General features: G+C 58.9%; 10 protein-coding genes and 1 tRNA gene. 6 read left to right on the plus strand and 5 right to left on the minus strand.

Features of this window, described 5'->3' with window-relative positions; genetic code table 11:
• Positions 1 to 385: 385 nt before the first annotated feature.
• Complete coding sequence (locus ACZ5DH_RS12385) at positions 386 to 520, plus strand: hypothetical protein (protein WP_464254066.1); 135 nt, start codon at positions 386 to 388, stop codon at positions 518 to 520.
• Positions 521 to 578: 58 nt separating this feature from the next.
• On the opposite strand, the gene ACZ5DH_RS12390 is transcribed toward ACZ5DH_RS12385, so the two are convergent.
• The 5 genes from ACZ5DH_RS12390 to ACZ5DH_RS12410 all read right to left on the minus strand — a co-directional run bounded on the left by ACZ5DH_RS12390 (position 579) and on the right by ACZ5DH_RS12410 (position 9,282).
• The gene (locus ACZ5DH_RS12390; RefSeq protein ID WP_464254564.1) at positions 579 to 1,148 is read right to left on the minus strand and encodes a hypothetical protein; all 570 of its coding nucleotides are present in this window, start codon (positions 1,146 to 1,148) and stop codon (positions 579 to 581) included.
• A 515-nt stretch (positions 1,149 to 1,663) separates the two neighbouring features.
• Positions 1,664 to 4,792: a beta strand repeat-containing protein gene (locus tag ACZ5DH_RS12395; protein WP_464254565.1), complete on the minus strand. Its 3,129-nt coding sequence runs from the start codon at positions 4,790 to 4,792 to the stop codon at positions 1,664 to 1,666.
• 1,007 nt (positions 4,793 to 5,799) lie between these two features.
• Positions 5,800 to 7,080 carry a phenylacetate--CoA ligase family protein gene (locus ACZ5DH_RS12400; RefSeq protein WP_464254566.1) on the minus strand — a complete coding sequence of 427 codons (1,281 nt, stop codon included), beginning with the start codon at positions 7,078 to 7,080 and terminating at the stop codon, positions 5,800 to 5,802.
• A gap of 397 nt (positions 7,081 to 7,477) precedes the next feature.
• The gene (locus ACZ5DH_RS12405; RefSeq protein WP_464254567.1) at positions 7,478 to 8,539 is read right to left on the minus strand and encodes an asparaginase; all 1,062 of its coding nucleotides are present in this window, start codon (positions 8,537 to 8,539) and stop codon (positions 7,478 to 7,480) included.
• 260 nt (positions 8,540 to 8,799) lie between these two features.
• Positions 8,800 to 9,282 carry a GNAT family N-acetyltransferase gene (locus ACZ5DH_RS12410; protein WP_464254568.1) on the minus strand — a complete coding sequence of 161 codons (483 nt, stop codon included), beginning with the start codon at positions 9,280 to 9,282 and terminating at the stop codon, positions 8,800 to 8,802.
• Positions 9,283 to 9,652: 370 nt separating this feature from the next.
• Between ACZ5DH_RS12410 and ACZ5DH_RS12415 the strand changes: the two genes are divergently transcribed.
• From ACZ5DH_RS12415 to ACZ5DH_RS12435, 5 genes are all read left to right on the plus strand, one after another.
• Positions 9,653 to 10,903, plus strand: a complete 1,251-nt coding sequence (locus tag ACZ5DH_RS12415) for an MFS transporter (protein WP_464254569.1) — start codon at positions 9,653 to 9,655, stop codon at positions 10,901 to 10,903.
• 1,028 nt (positions 10,904 to 11,931) lie between these two features.
• Positions 11,932 to 12,008, plus strand: a tRNA-Met gene (locus tag ACZ5DH_RS12420).
• 270 nt (positions 12,009 to 12,278) lie between these two features.
• Positions 12,279 to 13,235 carry a glycosyltransferase gene (locus tag ACZ5DH_RS12425; protein ID WP_464254570.1) on the plus strand — a complete coding sequence of 319 codons (957 nt, stop codon included), beginning with the start codon at positions 12,279 to 12,281 and terminating at the stop codon, positions 13,233 to 13,235.
• 498 nt (positions 13,236 to 13,733) lie between these two features.
• The gene (ppk1, locus tag ACZ5DH_RS12430; protein WP_464254571.1) at positions 13,734 to 15,902 is read left to right on the plus strand and encodes a polyphosphate kinase 1; all 2,169 of its coding nucleotides are present in this window, start codon (positions 13,734 to 13,736) and stop codon (positions 15,900 to 15,902) included.
• Between the two features lies 1 nt (position 15,903).
• A complete protein-coding gene (locus ACZ5DH_RS12435) occupies positions 15,904 to 16,839 on the plus strand; it encodes a Ppx/GppA phosphatase family protein (RefSeq protein WP_464254572.1) in 936 nt (311 codons plus the stop codon).
• Positions 16,840 to 17,023: the final 184 nt, after the last annotated feature.

Raw genomic sequence — 17,023 nt, forward strand, 5'->3', positions numbered from 1 at the left:
TGTGATGGAAGATTTGCCGTGACGGTGTGCGGTGTCGCTACGTGGGGAATGCTCGCGGGCAATTTGCACAGGTGGAATGTGCGGGGCAATTGCACAGGCACAATGTGCAGACATTTTTTCAGAGAACCTTCGCAGGCAATTCTCGCAGACTCTTCTCAGACAAGCTGTGCAGGCACTGTGTGTGCGGCACTATTTGCGGGTGCAGTGCGCGGAGACGCCGCGCGTGCGCAAAAAGCAGGCCCGCGTTGTGTTCCGGGTTGCGCTTCCTGCCTAGAGCATTTTCACTTTGAAATTGCTCTGGCGACTGCGTGAGCAGGCGCCCGCAGCGAAGGCGTAAGCGCAGCTTCAGCCGTTGCCCGCAGGGCTTACGGATGCTTAAAGCGTTGTGACGCAGGAAACTACGCTTGAAGACAGCATGCGTAACGACACGGTTTGTCCCTTACAATCGCTGTCGCCATCCGTAAGCCCTGCGGGCAACGGCTGCCGCGAAGACAGCACCGCTATTTATTTGCGCTGTTAAGCGCCGAAGCATGCGTGTCTTAAACTTTGAGAATGTCCATTCTCAAAGTTAATCTGGTCTAGGTGGTCAGTATAAGGGCCAGTATGCCCCCCTGCACAGCAAGGGCCACGGCAAGGGCCAGACATTTTACGCCGCGTCCGGGCCCGGTGGGGACGCATCCCGCAAACAGCGCCCATACGCCCTGGAGAATGCGCTTGAGCGGCCACACCTGCGCCAGCGCCAGCCAGCACAGGCCCGCCCAGGTAAAATAGCGGATTTCGCCTATGGCCCAGAAACGCTCCAGCACCACGCCCATGTCGATCTGGTTGGCGCTGTAGGCGTCGCCTATGCCCTCCACGAGGTCCAGAACCGCAGCCTCGCTGAAAACAATGCCCACGGCCGCAAACAGCCCCATCAGGACCACCAGCAACATAAAAAGCAGCCAGAACGTACGTAGCTGCCACAAGGCATGCCCCGCTGCCACAACGTCCTGACGCGCCAGGGCCACGCGTCGCGCCACAAAGGCGCATGGAAGCACAGGCAGAGGCAGCAGCCCGAGTATGGGCAGCCACAGGGCAAACGCGCCGCCAGCCAGACAGATATATCCGGCCAGGAACGGCCAGGGTTTCAGCTTGTTGCCTGTGGGCATGGCGTCTCCCCTAAAAAATTGTTCGTGCAACGGACCACGCTGTCACATAATTGCATGCCGCCACTTCGCGGGCAAGAGCCCGGTGGGGAGTGACATGATATTCCTGTCCGAGCGTTTGCATTGACAACGGAACCTCCAGCTGCGTGAGCAGACGCCCGACGTAAGAGCGCAAACGCTTATACCCCACACAGTTACGCATCGTAACAGGCGCGCCGTACCCTTTAAACGTGTACCGTGCCAAAGGCAATCCTCTCCAGAACGCAAAAAACCGCCGCCCCGGATGTACCGGAGCGACGGTTGTCATGACGCCAGGGCGGCAGTTGTCCTTGAGGGCGGTAACCTTTGCGATGGCGTGACGCCTGTAAGACGCTGCCGCCGGCCCCCGTTTCCAACCAGGAAATACCTTGGGCTGCAAGAGTGTTAGGGGTTGGGGGCGTGGGGGAGGGACCCTTTTGCAAAGGGTCCCTCCCCCACCAAGCCTTTCCCCTCACAAAACACTTCAAAGCGCCGTTACCCTAGCCGCCGAACTCGGAGTGTATCTGATGCTGCGCCGCCAGCGTGCTCATATCATCGCTCGCACTGTCGGAGTGCGCATCCTGGCTGAGGGTAGAAGCGTCACCGCCAGAATTTCCGGATCCGCCGTCGTGATCGCCGTGTCCTGAAAGCCCCGCCTCACGGTAGCCATCGGGCAAATCGTCGCCCATGGCGGCCGAGAAGGGCACGGTGCTGTCAGAATACGTGACATCATACCCGTTGAAATGGCCGCTGTTCAGGTAGGCGTGCAGGTCCGCCTGGTCAGCGGCGCTCAGGCCGTTGACGCTCACATGAATTCCTTCAACGTCGATGGAACTCAGGTTGTTTTGCAGCCAGGTGTCATACTTGGCGATAAAATCGGCGTAGGAGTCGGCCTTGAGCACAAGCAGATCATAGCCGTCGCCGCCAGTGATGGTGAGGTTGCCCTGCACATGGCCGTCAATGGTCACGACGTCGTCGCCAGTGCCGAGGCTGATGCTGGTGGAACCGCCGGTGACATCCCCGTAGATATTCACGCGGCCATCGCCGGCGCCCATCAAAATCTTGTTGTTGCCGCCCGCGATATTGCCGTTCAACGTGAAGATGTCGTTGCCATCGCCCATGTTGAAGGTGTTTGTGCCGTTGCGCAGGTTGCCGTTGATTTCGATGTGGTCATCGCCGCTGCCGGTAATGATGGTGTTGGCAGTATTGTAGCTGCCGCCGATATCGCCCGTAAGCGTGATGCTGTCGCCGTGCGCGTCCCCGGCCTTGCTGCCGCCCTGAATAGTATTGGAGGCATTCTGGACGCCATACATGGCGTAGGCCTCTCCGGCTGTTCCGGCCTTGGCCGTGATGACCACCGTAATGGGGCTGTCTGTATTTTCAATGATGTTTTTGACAGCGCCGTGCCAGTCTTCATGCGCGTACATGCCGTAAGCCCAGCCCGTGTCGCTGCCGCTGGCGTTGGCTGTGATGTTCACATTTTCAATATTGCTGACCTTGTTGACTGCGCCGCCCCATGCCGCGTTCATGCCGAAGGCGCCCGCAGGGGTGCCGCTCATGTAGTCGGTGGACAACGTCTGGGTGCCCGTAAAGGTGGCGTTTATGTTCAGCGTGTCATTGCCGTCGCCGCCGTTGATGATGTTCTGTCCGCCAGCCTGCGAGCCAAGACCAATGGCCGCCGCGCCGTTGTGGGCCGAAGCGTTGAGGTTGATGACGTCGTCTCCTGCTCCGGCATTGATGGTGGTCGTGCCGTAGTTGGTGGAGAAAATGCTGATGCCCCAACTGGGCGCGTCGGCCGTGATGTTCAGTTCACTGCCCTTATCCGAGGTATTGATCTTGACGTTGCCGCCATAGCCCGCATAGATGGCAGCGGCCGTGCCCTTGGAGGATGCGGCGTCCACTGTGGCGGAAATGTCCACATCGCCCGCGTTGATGTTGATGGCCGACGTGCCGCCCTGACCGGCCTGATTCAGGTTGCCGGAGGCCGCAAGCCCCAGGGATGTAAAGCCCGCCGCCCGGCCCCCTGACCAGGAAACCCCGGTATAGGGACTGTCGTAAGGCGATGTTTCCTGATAGGACGTGGCGCTGAACTTGCCGTCGCTGGCGGTGTCGATATTGATGGCCGTGCCCGCCGTGGTGCGGAACACGGCGCTCGTTACCGTGCCATCCGCGCCGCCGCCCGCATAGGCATTGGTTTCGCCGCTGACATTCTGCCCGCTGATGTTCACGGTGGCCTGGTCCTTGGTGTACACCGCCGCAGCCATATAATCGACAGTGCCGCCTGTAACGGAACTGGAGAAGTTCACGTCGCCCTCGGCCTGCACGTTCACCGTGGACTTGCCGCCCCCCCATATGCCTGCGGCTGTCTTTTCATCGGATTCAGCCGTGAAGTTTATGTCTTTGCCGTGCACATTGGCTGTCGCCTCGTAAAAATTGCCGCTGCCGTCCTTGCCGCCGCCGGTGATCAGGGCCATGCCCGCTCCCCCGTCCGCGGACGCGTTCAGGTTCACATTGCCCTTTGTTCCGGCGTCAATGGTGGTGGTCACAGCGCCGCCATTGGCATATGCGTAGGTACCGTAGGCGTTGCCGTTTTCGGCCGTGGCGGAAACGTCTATCTTGCCCGCGGCGTCGTGCGCAAAGGTGATATCCGTATTATATGCGCCATAGGCATTGCCGGAAGCCGTGGTGTTTTCAACAGTGGCGCTGCTGTAGTCCTCGCCGCCCAGCGTGATTTTTTCTTCATAAACAATCGCGCCGTGCGAATCATACCATTCGCCCTTGAGGGGGCCGCCAAGATCGGTTTCAGCCTCACGCTGCGCAGAGTCGTAGGAAGGGCTGTCATTGCCCAGCAGTTCCATATTGTAGGTCTTTCCATCCACGGTCACTTCAAGCACGGAGTCAAACTTTTCGCCAGCGGCCAGAGCGGCCTGACCCGCCGCCGTAAGCGTAATGGTGACAAGGCCGGTGACAGGATCGATAATCGGGGCGTTAAAATAGGCCGATGAGCCACCCGCAAAGGCCAGACTCAACTGGCTGGCGTCCGTGACAAGATTGCCGTTTTCGTCAATGGCCTGAAACACCATGGACTGACCGGCGTCAGAACTCACCACAAGGCGTGCATGGTAGCCGGAAACGGCTCCACCGCCACCGCCGCCAGTTCCCGGCACGTCCGGCCCCTGGCCGCCGTCATCGCGGCCAAGCTGGCTGTCTGTGGCCAACGTGTCCTGAGAGACGCTGGCGGTCTGCATGCGCAAGTCCAGGCCGCCAAGATGGTCAATGCCCGAATCAAGGCTGGAATCGGCGTGTTCCGCATAATGGGAATTGCGCGTGGCGGCCGTTGGCCCGGCTGCGGGCATAAGGTCGTCCTGCCCCAGGGCGCTGAAAAAATCCTTGCCGGAAACCACCTGCCCATCCACGATAAAATCAGGGGTGTTTTCACTGGTATAGTCGGTATAAAAACCATCAAGACTGATCTTTGCGCCGTCTTCGAACGTAAAGGTCAGGGCGTCGCCTTCGCGGCCCAGCGTGGTGTCAGTGGTGGGAAAATCCAGAACAATGCGGTCTTCCGCCGCATTGGTGATCGCGGTCTGCTGTCCGAACTGCGGACGGGTAAGATGAATATTTGCCATAACAAACTCCTGAAATGTATCCGGGCAGGGGCCTGACAGAAGTCAGGCTGACGCAAAGGCCAAATCTGCCCTGAAGCCCCGCCAGAGCTTTGCGCGCGCCCTTCGCCAAAGCGAAAGACGGTAGCGCCCCTGCAGGACAACCATACGTATTTTAAAGATATTTACTGAAAGGGGAGAACAGGCAAAAGCTTGAAAGCCATTTGCCGGGCTTGTAAAAAGCCAAATAAGACAGGGGGAGCGACCTCATGGGCAGACCGCGTGACTTGCTCACAGCTTAATAATAGCTTTCTAGTATTATTTGTCAAGCATCAAGAAGCGCCCGTGGAGCAAGACTCACTCTATCGCGCGGATGAACCTCTTTAACATATACTGGCATTTTACAATGTTATACAGAATCATATATCTTCAAAAGATTGTTTTCGCGCGGCATGGGCATAGCACCATGCCGCGTTCTTTCCCCTGGATGATACTGGACATATCTAGAGCAGATTAACTTTGAAATGCTTCACATTTCAAAGTCTTCATTCAGCCGAAAATGCGATTTGTGGCTGAATCCACGCCACGTTGTGGCGCGCTGCACTTTCGTGCAGCGTTAGAGCATTTACACTTTTTCAAAGTTAAAATGCTCTAGCATTTTCGCATTGAGAATATCCATTCTCAATGCTTCCAAGACGCCCGCTTCGGCGCGTAAGCCTGCCGCGAAGCTCTCCAACGAAAGAATATCAGGCACACCAGCCCTGAAAAATAGCGCCTCCGAAACCGGACAGTTTCGGAGGCGCTGGTCAATGTGAGCTATGAATGCAACAGGGACAATGCCCCCACTACGAATAGGCAATAAAGGTTTTAGGGGGTGGGGGCGTGGGGGAGGGGATCCTTTTACAAAAGGGTCCCTCCCCCACAAAGCATTTCAAATGTTAAATGCCCTAATAGCGCTCTGGCGACTGCGGAAACAGCACCGGGCGTCACGCCAGTACGCGGGGTCGCTCAAACCGGTTCAGTCAGCCGATTCAGCGCTTGTCCACAACACGCCGCGACTTGCTGAACGTGCGCGGCAATGTGGCGTAGTCCACCACAGCCACCTGCATGCGGGCCAGTATGGCCTTGTGCAGCCGGTGTTCCAGTGCCTGCGCCAGCGCGGCGTCATTGTCGCTGCCAACGCCCTGGGCGCGCTCCACTGTCAGGGTCAGATGGTCAAGACCACGTTCGTCGCGCGTGAGCTCCACCTGGTATTCGCCGCCGAGTTCCGCAAATTCGCCTATGACGGCCATATACTGACCGGGGTAAATGTTGACCCCCCGGTAGATGAGCATGTCGTCGGAACGGCCGAGGATGCGGTCGTGCCTGGGCATGCTGAGCCCGCAGGAGCACCGGCCCGGCAGCAGGCGGCACAGGTCGTGGGTGCGGTACCGCAGCAGGGGCACGGCCTCCTTGCGCAGACTGGTGACCACCATTTCGCCCACTTCGCCCTCGGCAACGGGTTGCAGGGTGACGGGATCAAGCACCTCGATGATGAAGAGGTCGGCCCAGTAGTGCAGGCCCTCGTGCGCGTCGCAGTCAATGGCCGTACCGGGACCGTACATTTCGGTCATGCCCGCGATGTCGTAACAGCCCTCGAGCCCCAGCTTGCTTTCTATGGTCTGGCGCATCTTTTCGCTGCGCGCTTCGGAACCGCAGATCATCTTGCGCAGCTTGATTTTTTTGCCCAGATCCGCCCGCTCCACTTCTTCTGCCAGCAGCAGGGCCATGGATGCTGTGGCCCCAAAACAGGTGGTTTCAAGGTCTTGCAAAAGCTGCAGGTGCATCTCAAGGTTGCCCGGCCCCACTGGCACGGTCAGCATGCCAAGCTTTTCGCTGCCGCCCTGAAAGCCCACACCCGCCGTCCAGAGGCCATAACCCACGGCAATCTGCATGCGATCTTCAGCCGTAAGCCCTGCCAGTTCATAGCAACGGGCCATCTGTAAATTGAATGTGTCCACATCCGCTGCGGTATAGGCCAGAATTTTGCGCTTGCCGGTGGTGCCGCTGGAAGCGTGGATGCGCACCACGTCGGTGGGCGGAACGCAGAGCAGGGGCAGAGGATAGCCTTCGCGCAGGTCGTCCACGTCCACAGTGGGCAGGCGGGCAAGGTCGTCCAGCCCGGGCTGGTCGCCGGGCTTCAGCCCGCAAGCGCGAAGCTTGCTGCCATACTGGGGGGAATTCCAGACGCGGGCCAGGGTGCTGCGTAAGCCTTCTTCCTGCTGGCGGCGGATATCTTCATCATCAAGCTGGGGAATGAAGCGGTAGCGCATGCTTCTGCGGCTCCTTCAGGCTAGAGCGGATTCACGTTGAGAACGTGTACTCCCGATGTTCAAAACACGCTCGTTACGGCGCGCGATGGCGCGACGACGCAGATGTGCTGATCTTCGCGGCAGCCGTTCCAACGCGGGAGCCTTGGTGCCGGCTCCAAAAACAATGGGCGATTGTGCTTCTTTTACGCCCCGCAGGCAAGACTTGATCATTCCACGCCTGAAATACACGTACGAGTTGCCTTCACAGCAGGGCGGCAAAGAGGCGTGGGCATTTTTGCCCGCGCGCCTGGCCCGGTGTGCATGGCCAGTGTGCCTGCCCCTCGCGTTTATGCCCGCTCCCGCTTGCATGGCAGCACATTGCCCTGCGCATCGCTGGGCAAATTCAGAGTGAACGCGCCTATACCTCGCGGCAGTGCGTGAAGGCGCGGCGCACGCTGGCCACCCGCGCTTCGGGGTCGCGTTCACCCTGGCGCCCGGCCTCGGCCAGGGCCAGCATGAGCAGCACCCGGGCCTTGGGCGTTGAAAGCATGCCCGACGCTATGAACGCCGCATATTCTTCCAGATCCGTCACAGGAGCGCCCCCCGTGCGGCTGGCGCGCACCACGGGCTTGCCCTCCTTGACGGCCATATCCAGGGCCTTGCGTATGTCTGACGGCATGGAGCCGTTGCCCATGCCAGCAATGACCAGCCCGGACGCGCGCTCAAGGGAAAAGAGCGTGGCGTCCAGCGGCATGCCCGCGCAGGCGTACAGCACATCCACGCGCGGCAGATTGTCCTGCCCGGCATGGGCGGCGTAAGTTCCGGCCAGGGCAGGGCCGTCCTCGCCGCTATGATAAAAGACCGGCCGTCCATTGATGACGCGGCCGAGCAGGCCGGATTCCAGAGCGCGAAAGGCTTCCACATCCAGCGTCCCGGCCTTGACCGCCGTGCGGGCCGAAATGATGCGCCCGTTCATGACAATAAGCGCCCCGCGCGCCCGCGCCTGCGGGCAGGCGGCCACGGCCACGGCATCCCTGATGTTGATGGGGCCGTCCGCGCTGAGAGAGGTGGCCGGACGCATGGCACCCGTGAGCACCACAGGCTTGGAACTGCTCATGGTCAGGTGCAGGTAGAAGGCAGATTCTTCAAGGGTGTCGGTGCCGTGGGTAAGCACAACGCCGCACATGTCTTTGTCATCAAGCGCCTGGCCGCAGTCCCGCCCAAGTTTGGCCCAATGACAGGGCCGCATGTCTTCGCTGGGCAGGTTGCCGCACTGACGGCTGGCTATACGCGCAACCCCCTCGATGCCGGGCAGGCTTTCCAGCATGCACTCCACGGACAGCACGCCAGCCTGGTAGCTTATCTGCTCCAGCGGAGTGTCGGCCACCCCCGCGATGGTGCCTCCCGTACCCAACAGAGCAACCTGGGGCAGTACGGCGGACTCTGAACTATTGGCATTCACGCGTGACGTTGGATTCATGAGGGCTCCCGCCGCACCAGGGCTTCCACGCCTCGCGGCGGGGTGCCGCGCGCGGCATTGACGGCTTCGTGCGTTTCGCTTCTCTGTATTTTCATCCTGTAACCATGGAAAAACACTGATTAAAGAGCCTCTTTGAAACGCGCAGTTGTTTCGTTTGGCAAGGCGCGATCTTTTTTTGAAGCAGGAGTGGACTTTTCCGTCCTCGACTGTTTCAAAAAAAGGGAAGCAACGCCGCCAAACGGAATAAATCAGCGTTTCCCTTACTGTTGCGGCCGTGCGGGCGCTGTCCACAGCATGGCGATTTGCGGCTGCCCGGTGTGACCGCAGAGGCTTTCGCCCACAGGCGTGAAGCCCATGCTTTTGTAAAATGCCAGCGCCCCCGTGTTGGCGCGGTAAACATCAAGCCGCAACCGGTCCCGCCCACGCAGAACATGCCGCAGAAGCGCACTGCCGACCCCCTTGCGCCAGCAGGCCGGAGCCACAAAAAGCGCGGCGAGCAGGTCTTTGTCTTCAGGTCTGCACACGGCGGCAAAAGCGATGGGGCGGTCAGCACCACGAAATAGTGTCACCTGCGATGCGGGCAGGTAGTGCCGCGCCATGGCTTCACGCTGCGCTGTCCACAGCGCCGGATCCACAAAGTCGTGCGCCAGTAGGGAGGCCTCAAGCCAGATATCCGCGCAGGCCGCGTAATCCGCCGGAGTACGGGCTGGTACGGGCCGGGCGTTGAGGTTACGGGTGTTCATACTGTCGCGTTCATGATTATGCGAGGGGGCCTGGCGCGTCAACGGCGCAAAAGCTGACACAGACCCGCTGCGGCTCTGCGGCAAAGACGCCTGCGGGCAAGGCGTTGTGCGGTTAAGGAAGCACTGATTAAAGAGGCTCCTGGAAACGCGCAGTTGTTTCGTTTGGCAAGGCGCGATCTTTTTTTGAAGCAGGAGTGGACTCTTCCGTCCTCGACTGTTTCAAAAAAAGTGAGGCAACGCCGCCAAGCGGAATAAATCAGCGGTTCCTTAAAAAATGCAGCCCGTTTATTTCAACCAACATGCATGATTGTATAAAATATTACGGCTCCTCCTCCTTGGTTTTACTGTGATATTAGTGTAGGTTGCGCCGATGGACAAAAAAAAGATATCTCTCGTGTCACTGGGGCATCTGTCCTGTGACGTAAACGGTGGCGCTCTCCCCGCTGTTCTGCCCTTTTTGCGCACGCATTACGGACTGTCGTATCAGGCCACGGGCGGGCTGATGTTCGCATACTCCTGCCTTTCGTCCATCATTCAGCCGCTTTTCGGCCTCATGGCGGACAAGCTCTCCAAGCCCTGGCTTATTCCGCTGGGCGTATTTCTGGCGGGCGTCGGCCTGACTGCCGTTGGCTTCATGTCCAGCTACTGGGCCATTTTCGCGGCCATTGGCGTCAGCGGCGTGGGCGCGGCGCTCTTTCATCCCGAAGGCGCGCGCTTTGCCAACAAGGTGTCCGGCGAAAGCAAGGGCACGGGCATGAGCATTTTTTCCATCGGCGGCAACGCGGGCTTTGTGGTAGGCCCCCTGCTGGCCACATTTTTTCTGAGCATGTTCGGCATGCCGGGCATGGCCATCTTCGGCCTGCTGGCTACGGTCATGGCCTCTATTCTTCTGCTGCTCATCATGCGCATGGTCGCGCCCGAAGCGGCTGCGGCGGCGCAACGTACCGCTGAGGCGGCCTACGGGCAACCCAAGGGCGCTGAAAACGCGCAGTCCGCCCAGACCACAGACGGCAAGGCAAAACCCGCCGAAGATACTGCGCTGCCAAATAACTGGCGCGAATTTTCAAAGCTCACTGGAGCCATCATCACGCGCTCCATTCTTTTTATCGGCTTTAACACCTTTATTCCCCTGTACTGGGTAAGCGGTTTTGGCCAGAGCAAGGCCGCCGGAGCCGTGGCCCTGACCGTATTTTCCACGTTTGGCGTCATGAGCAATATTCTTGGCGGCGTTCTGGCCGACAAATATGGCTTCCGGGCCATCGTGCGTCTGGCATTCGCCCTGGTCACGCCCGTTGTGCTGGCCTTCAGCCTGATGCCCAATCTTTACGCCGCTTACGCCATGCTGCCGCTGCTGGGCTTTGTTCTCTACGTGCCCTTCAGTTCCCTGGTAGTGCTTGGGCAGACGTACCTTGCCCGAAATATCGGCTTTGCCTCTGGCGTGACGCTGGGTCTGGCCACGAGCCTGGGCGGCGTGTTCGCGCCGGTGCTCGGATGGGTGGCCGACAATCATGGCCTGCCGCGCACCTTCCAGTGCCTGGCCGTGGTGGCCCTGGTGGGCACCATATTTGCCTTCACCCTGCGGAAGTACGAAGAAAAGAAAAAAACAGGCCATTCGTCATAACGTCACAGCCCGCACCGGGACCTCAGAGTCTGACCTCCGCCGACCTTTGAGTCGGCCTGAATGTGCCTGTCTGGACTGGCCGCGCATGGCTGGCCCTGCAGCCTGACTGGCGAGACTGCCCGCGCGCGGCACATAAGGCATACGCCGCCCCCTCAGGGATAGTAGTTTTCGTTCGACGCTCAGCGCGCCCGCCTGAATATTCAGGCGGGCGCGCTTTTTTTCAACATCATGCACAACGCCGGTCTGGCAACCGCAACGCCGCCCCCCGCCCTGCTGCCTGCGTGTCACCCATGTGCGCTGATGCAGGCAAGCTCGCGTCGATTTTGTGCATAAACACATTAACACCACTGTTTTATTCAGTATTTACAGAGTGCATGATGTTCCTCATCCGCCACCGAGGGTGCAATTCATGCCCCCCACGGCCGCACCGCTACGTCGAGGATAGCTTCCTAGATCTGTCGTCAGTAGTCGCAATGCCCAGTGAAGATTGTTCCTATCACATATAACAGTGGAATATTACAAGTAAAAATCAAACTCTCATTGTTCCTAAATGACACTCGCCTTTTTGCCCTGTGGCGTACGCCCATTTTGAAAAGGTCATGGGGGTGCGCAGCGGGCGCACGAAGTGAAGGGGTGCGGATCCTCTGTGCTGCCAAGCCTCAAAGTGGGGGAACATTGAGAATAAAACTCGCAACAGTACCTTGCCCGAGCAGCGCCTTGCCGACCTGTGCCAGGTGTGTGTGGCCAGATGCGCGAGATGCGGTGTGCATTGTACGCGGTGTGCGACGTGCGGTGTGCATTGTACGCGGTGTGCGACGTGCGGAGTGTCGAGCGCAGGATGGGGTATGCGGGGGAGATGTCGATACGTGGGAGCACCTGCATACTGTGCAAGCTTGCCCGGACACGCGTAAATCTCTCAGCTATCTGCCTGATATTTTTAACCCGCAAAAATAATTTTATGATTCCGCTTGACACCCTGCCGCCAAAGGGCTACTTATCTGCTTCGCAACAACACACTGTTGCCGTGTCGCGGGGTGGAGCAGCTCGGTAGCTCGTCGGGCTCATAACCCGAAGGTCGTAGGTTCAAATCCTGCCCCCGCAACCAGATTTTTCAAGCCCTTACGGAGACGAGCCGTAAGGGCTTTTTGCTGCCCGTACCTGCCTGAAAGGCGGCGCGCAGGGACAGCGCGCTTTTGCGTCGCAACCGCTCTGGCGGTCACGCGCAGGCGTGCGCCACAGTCTTGCGAAATACCTGCGAACGCATTACCAATAATCATACAGGCGCACAGCCACCCTGGACCCGCATTTTTCTTTGGCAGTTGGTGCGGCCATGCGGAACAGCTGGCTGCACAAGAAGCACCCAGTGAGGTGGCCCATGAAAATTGCATTCTTGCACGGCAAGGGTACTGATTACTTTTTGCAAGGCATTGTGAAGGAACTTTCCTCGCGGCACGAGGTGCGCGTCTCCGGCACGACAGATATGGATGAACTACAGGCCCTTCTGCACTGGGCCGATGTGGCGTGGCTGGAATGGGCGGCCTCGCATGCTCATGCTGCCAGCCTTGTTGAAGACGCCTGCCCCCTGGTTTGCCGCCTGCACAGCTATGAATGCTTTGTGCCCCTGGGCATCGTGTGGAAAAATATATCCAGAATGATTTTTGTTTCTCCTGTTATTGAGCAGCTTTTTAACGCGCAGGCAGCGGGCGTGCCGGGCGAAGTCATGCTCAATGCCGTTGAAGCGCGCAAATTCCCCCTCAAGGCTTCACGCCAGCGCACCGGAAAAATCGCCTGCGTGAGCAAGGCCATGAACGCCTGTAAAAACCTGCCCTATGCGCTCCAGATGTTCCACACGCTCTGGCGGGACGACCCGTCCCTTACGCTGCACCTGACCGCGGAACCGCACGGCGGCGTTGAGGAACAGCGCACCTTTACCTATCTTGTCTTCATGGTTGACAATCTTGGCCTCAAGAAGCACGTGTTTTTTGAAAAAAACGTGCCCGGAGACCGTATGAATGACTGGCTTGAAGACAAGGATTGCCTGATATCCGCCAGCATTTTTGAAAGCTTCGGCTACAACATTGCCGAGGCCATGTGCAAGGGCATCAAGCCCATCATCAACAACTTCTGGGGCGCGGGATACTTCTTTCCCAAACAATACATCGCCAACACTCTGGACGACGTGCGGCGCATTTACGCCACGCCCGCAGAACCGGAAGCGCTGCGCGCCTTCATTGAAAAGCGCTACTCCCCCCGGCGTCTGGCCGCTCAGGCCGAGGGCGTGCTGCTCCGGGCTGTTGAGGAAGCAAGCAGGGCAAGGCCCACAGAATACTAGGGCAACGTCACGTTGAAATGCATTGTGGGGGAGGGAAATTCAGTTGACTGGCGGTTTGATGACAATACGATTTTTGTAATGCTTTGTGGGGGAGGGACCCTTTTGCAAAAGGGTCTCCTCCCCCACGCCCCCACCCCCTAAAACTTTTATAGCATTTTCGCATTGAGAATGGATATTCTCAATGCTTCCAAGACACCCGCTTCGGCGCGTAACCGCGCAAATAAATAGCGATGCTGTCCAGCCCCGTAAGACGGTTCCGTCAACGGTTCAGGCAAGCCCTGCGGGCAACGGCTGAAGCTGCGCTTGCGCCAACGCTGCACGAGAGCGCACCGCCCGCGTGTGACGCGTCCTTTCCACACGGTCAGGCAAGATTGCAGCATAACCGCGCCGCGCAAAGGCTCAAAATATACTTGTGTTCCTTTTGTCACATGATCTTCACACAGGGATGGTACATGCACAGACATACCATAACATATTGTGGAGCCTGGAGCTTTGATCATGAAAGACAGTGGCAAGATGAACAACAGGGAGTTGAGCTGGTTGTGCTTTAACGAGCGCATACTGCAGGAAGCCCGCGACCCGTCCAATCCTCTCGTGCAGCGGCTGCGCTTTCTGGGTATTTTCTCCAGCAATCAGGACGAATTTATCAAGGTGCGCGTGGCCTCGCTGGCGCGCCTTTCACGCAGCCGCGAACCGGGAAAAATACTGCTCATGGGCGGCCTCAGCCCGCAGGAAGCCCTGCACCGCGTCAACAGCAGGGTGGCCAAAGGGCAGGCCGCCTTTCGTGAAACGTATGCAAGCATCCTTGTCGCCATGCAGGAACAGGGCATACGGGTGCGCAACGAAACCCAGCTCACGCCAGGGCAGGAAAAATTCTGCCGCGACTATTTCGCCCAGGTCATCAATCCGCAGTTGGTTCCTCTCATGCTTACCAAGAGCGCCAATCTGCCCTTTCTTCAGGACAGTCACATCTATCACGCCGTCAAAATGCAGCCCGCCAGCGGCAACAAAAACCGCTACGCCATCCTGCGCATCCCCGTGAGCGCCGAATGCCCGCGCTTTGTCGAAATGCCTTCGCCCGCCGGGTGCAGCGACATCATCTTTGTGGACGACATCATCCGCCTTTGCCTCAACGACATCTTTTTCATGTTCAACTACGACGCCATTTCGGCCTATACCTTCAAGGTCATGCGCGATGCGGAACTGACGCTGGACGACGACGTGTCCAAAAGCCTCATTGAAAAAATGGAAGAAGGGCTGGAACACAGGCTGCGCGGACGCCCCGTGCGGCTCATCTATGACCAGGCCATGCCCCAGGACCTGCTGAACCTGCTGGCGTCAAAGCTCCACCTCAAGAGCGGCGAACTTGACCCTGGCGCGCGCTACCACATGATGCGCAGCCTCATGAACTTTCCCCGCGTGCGGCCCGACCTTGAAAACCGCGTCATGGCGCCGCTGGAACACCCGGACATCAAACCTTTTTCCAGCATTCTCAAGGTAGTGAAGAAAAAAGACATCCTGCTGCACTTTCCCTACCACACTTTCAATCATGTGGTGGACTTCCTCGGCGAGGCCGCCATTGACCCCAAGGTCACGGACATTTCCATAAGTCTGTACCGAACGGCCGACCATTCGCGTGTCATCAACGCGCTGGTCAACGCGGCCCAGAACGGCAAAAAGGTCACGGTATTCGTGGAACTGATGGCCCGCTTTGACGAGGAGCGCAACGTCAAGACCATCGACATCCTGCACCAGGCGGGCGTATGTATCATCCACGGGTTGCGGGATCTGAAGGTACACTGCAAGCTTGTGCTGGTTGAACGCACCGAGGGCCGTAAAAAAACGGGCTACGTCTACATAGGCACGGGCAATTTTAATGAGGACACGGCGCGACTCTACAGCGACGTGGGCCTGCTGAGCGCCGACCAGCGCTTCGCCGAGGACGCGCGCAGCATTTTCAATTTTCTCGGGGCCTCGCACAAGCCTATGACCAACAAGGAACTGGTGGTGGCTCCGCACAACATGCGCAACGTTTTTTCGCGGCTTGTCGAGGCGGAAATACGCAACGCTCGCGCGGGCAAACCTGCCTACATCTATGCGAAACTCAACAGCCTGACAGACGAGAGCATGATCAACCTGCTCTACAGGGCGGGCAGGGCAGGGGTGGAGGTGCGCCTTATCATACGCGGCGCCTGCTGCTTAAAGCCCCAGCAGCCCGGCCTCAGCGACAATATATGGGCCATCAGCATTGTGGACAAGTTTCTGGAGCACGCCAGAATCATCATCTTCTGCAACAATGACGCGGAAAAGGTCTTTATTTCCAGTGCGGACTGGATGCCCAGAAACCTCGACAGAAGGCTTGAGGTGGCTGCCCCGGTGTACTGCCCGCAACTGGCCCAGACCCTCAGGGACATCTTTGCCATCCAGTGGTCAGACAACATCAAGGCCCGCGTGCTTACCGACACCTGCGCCAACAGCTACCATACGGGGCTTGCGTCCATTCCCTGCCGGTCGCAGACCATGCTGCACGACTATTACCGCCACAAGGCACACCTGCATAACGGCGTAAAATCGGCGCAGCAGACCGCGCCCGCCTCCACGGCGCAATACTCCGTCCCTGCGGCCGCGCCTGCTGCGGCGGATACTCCGGCCGCATGCGGAGAATGAGATGAAACTGCAAACCGTTGCCGCCATGGACGTGGGTTCCAACGCCATCCGCTGCCTGATCAGCGACGTTACGGAACTTGGGCCGGACAAACCCGTAAAAAAAAGCGCCTACCTGCGCATCCCCGTGCGTCTTGGGGCCGACGTCTTCACCAGCGGCCGCATCTCAGACGCCAGACAGCACCTGTTTCTGGAAGCCATGACGGCCTTTGTGCACCTCATGCGGGCCTACGACGTGAACCACTACCGCATCTGCGCCACCAGCGCCATGCGTGACGCGGCCAACGGGCCATCCCTCATCAGCAGTGTGAGCCGCGCCACAGGGCTTGAAATTTCCATCATTTCCGGCGTGGAAGAGGCCGAGATTCTCTTTGAGGCCAATGCCTTTTCCGCCTGGGCAGACCCGGACGAAACCTCGCTCTATGTGGACGTGGGCGGAGGCAGCACCGAAATCATCGCCGTGAAAAACAACACCCTGCTGGAAGCCCAGTCCTTTCAGGTGGGCACGCTGCGCATGCTGGCCCAGGTTGTGGCGCCGGAGGAATGGCTGCGCCTTGACGCCCATCTGGCGCGCATGGCCGAAACCTACAAGCCGCGCCAGATCATCGCCTCTGGCGGCAACATCAACAAGGCCGCCAAGCTGCTGGACAAAAAAGAGGGCAAGCCCACCAGCCGCGCGGAGCTGCAAGCCCTGTACGAAGATCTGCGCAACCTGCCCTATGGCGAACGCATGGCCCGGTACCGTCTCAACCAGTACAGGGCCGATGTCATCGTGCCCGCGCTGGAGATATTTCTCACCGTGGCGGCCCGATCCGGCACGGGCAGATTTATCATCCCCAAGGTGGGCCTCGTGGACGGCATGGTCAGGCACATGTGCTTTTACGGCGGGGCGGAACAGGCCCGGCGGCCCCCTGCCCCCTCATTTCGGGATATTCCGTAAAGCTATTTGCTTTTGGGGATTGCTTTGTGGGGGAGGGACCCTTTTGCAAAAGGGTCTCCTCCCCCACACCCCCACCCCCTAAAACCTTTATTCATACCCACTTCCCCCCTGCTACCGACGCACTAGCAGCCAAAACAACCTCCTGAGCTGCAAAACTAATGCGCCCAAGCCCCCACGTAAAAAA

The sequence above is a fragment of the Desulfovibrio simplex genome (assembly GCF_055387835.1).

Excerpts from the sequence above, each read along its gene's own strand:
- ACZ5DH_RS12435 (WP_464254572.1), top strand. The coding sequence starts at position 15,904 with ATGAAACTGCAAACCGTTGCCGCCATGGACGTGGGTTCCAACGCCATC.
- ACZ5DH_RS12415 (WP_464254569.1), top strand. The coding sequence starts at position 9,653 with ATGGACAAAAAAAAGATATCTCTCGTGTCACTGGGGCATCTGTCCTGT.
- ACZ5DH_RS12405 (WP_464254567.1), bottom strand. The coding sequence starts at position 8,539 with ATGAATCCAACGTCACGCGTGAATGCCAATAGTTCAGAGTCCGCCGTA.
- ACZ5DH_RS12395 (WP_464254565.1), bottom strand. The coding sequence starts at position 4,792 with ATGGCAAATATTCATCTTACCCGTCCGCAGTTCGGACAGCAGACCGCG.
- ppk1 (WP_464254571.1), top strand. The coding sequence starts at position 13,734 with ATGAAAGACAGTGGCAAGATGAACAACAGGGAGTTGAGCTGGTTGTGC.
- ACZ5DH_RS12425 (WP_464254570.1), top strand. The coding sequence starts at position 12,279 with ATGAAAATTGCATTCTTGCACGGCAAGGGTACTGATTACTTTTTGCAA.
- ACZ5DH_RS12400 (WP_464254566.1), bottom strand. The coding sequence starts at position 7,080 with ATGCGCTACCGCTTCATTCCCCAGCTTGATGATGAAGATATCCGCCGC.
- ACZ5DH_RS12410 (WP_464254568.1), bottom strand. The coding sequence starts at position 9,282 with ATGAACACCCGTAACCTCAACGCCCGGCCCGTACCAGCCCGTACTCCG.
- ACZ5DH_RS12390 (WP_464254564.1), bottom strand. The coding sequence starts at position 1,148 with ATGCCCACAGGCAACAAGCTGAAACCCTGGCCGTTCCTGGCCGGATAT.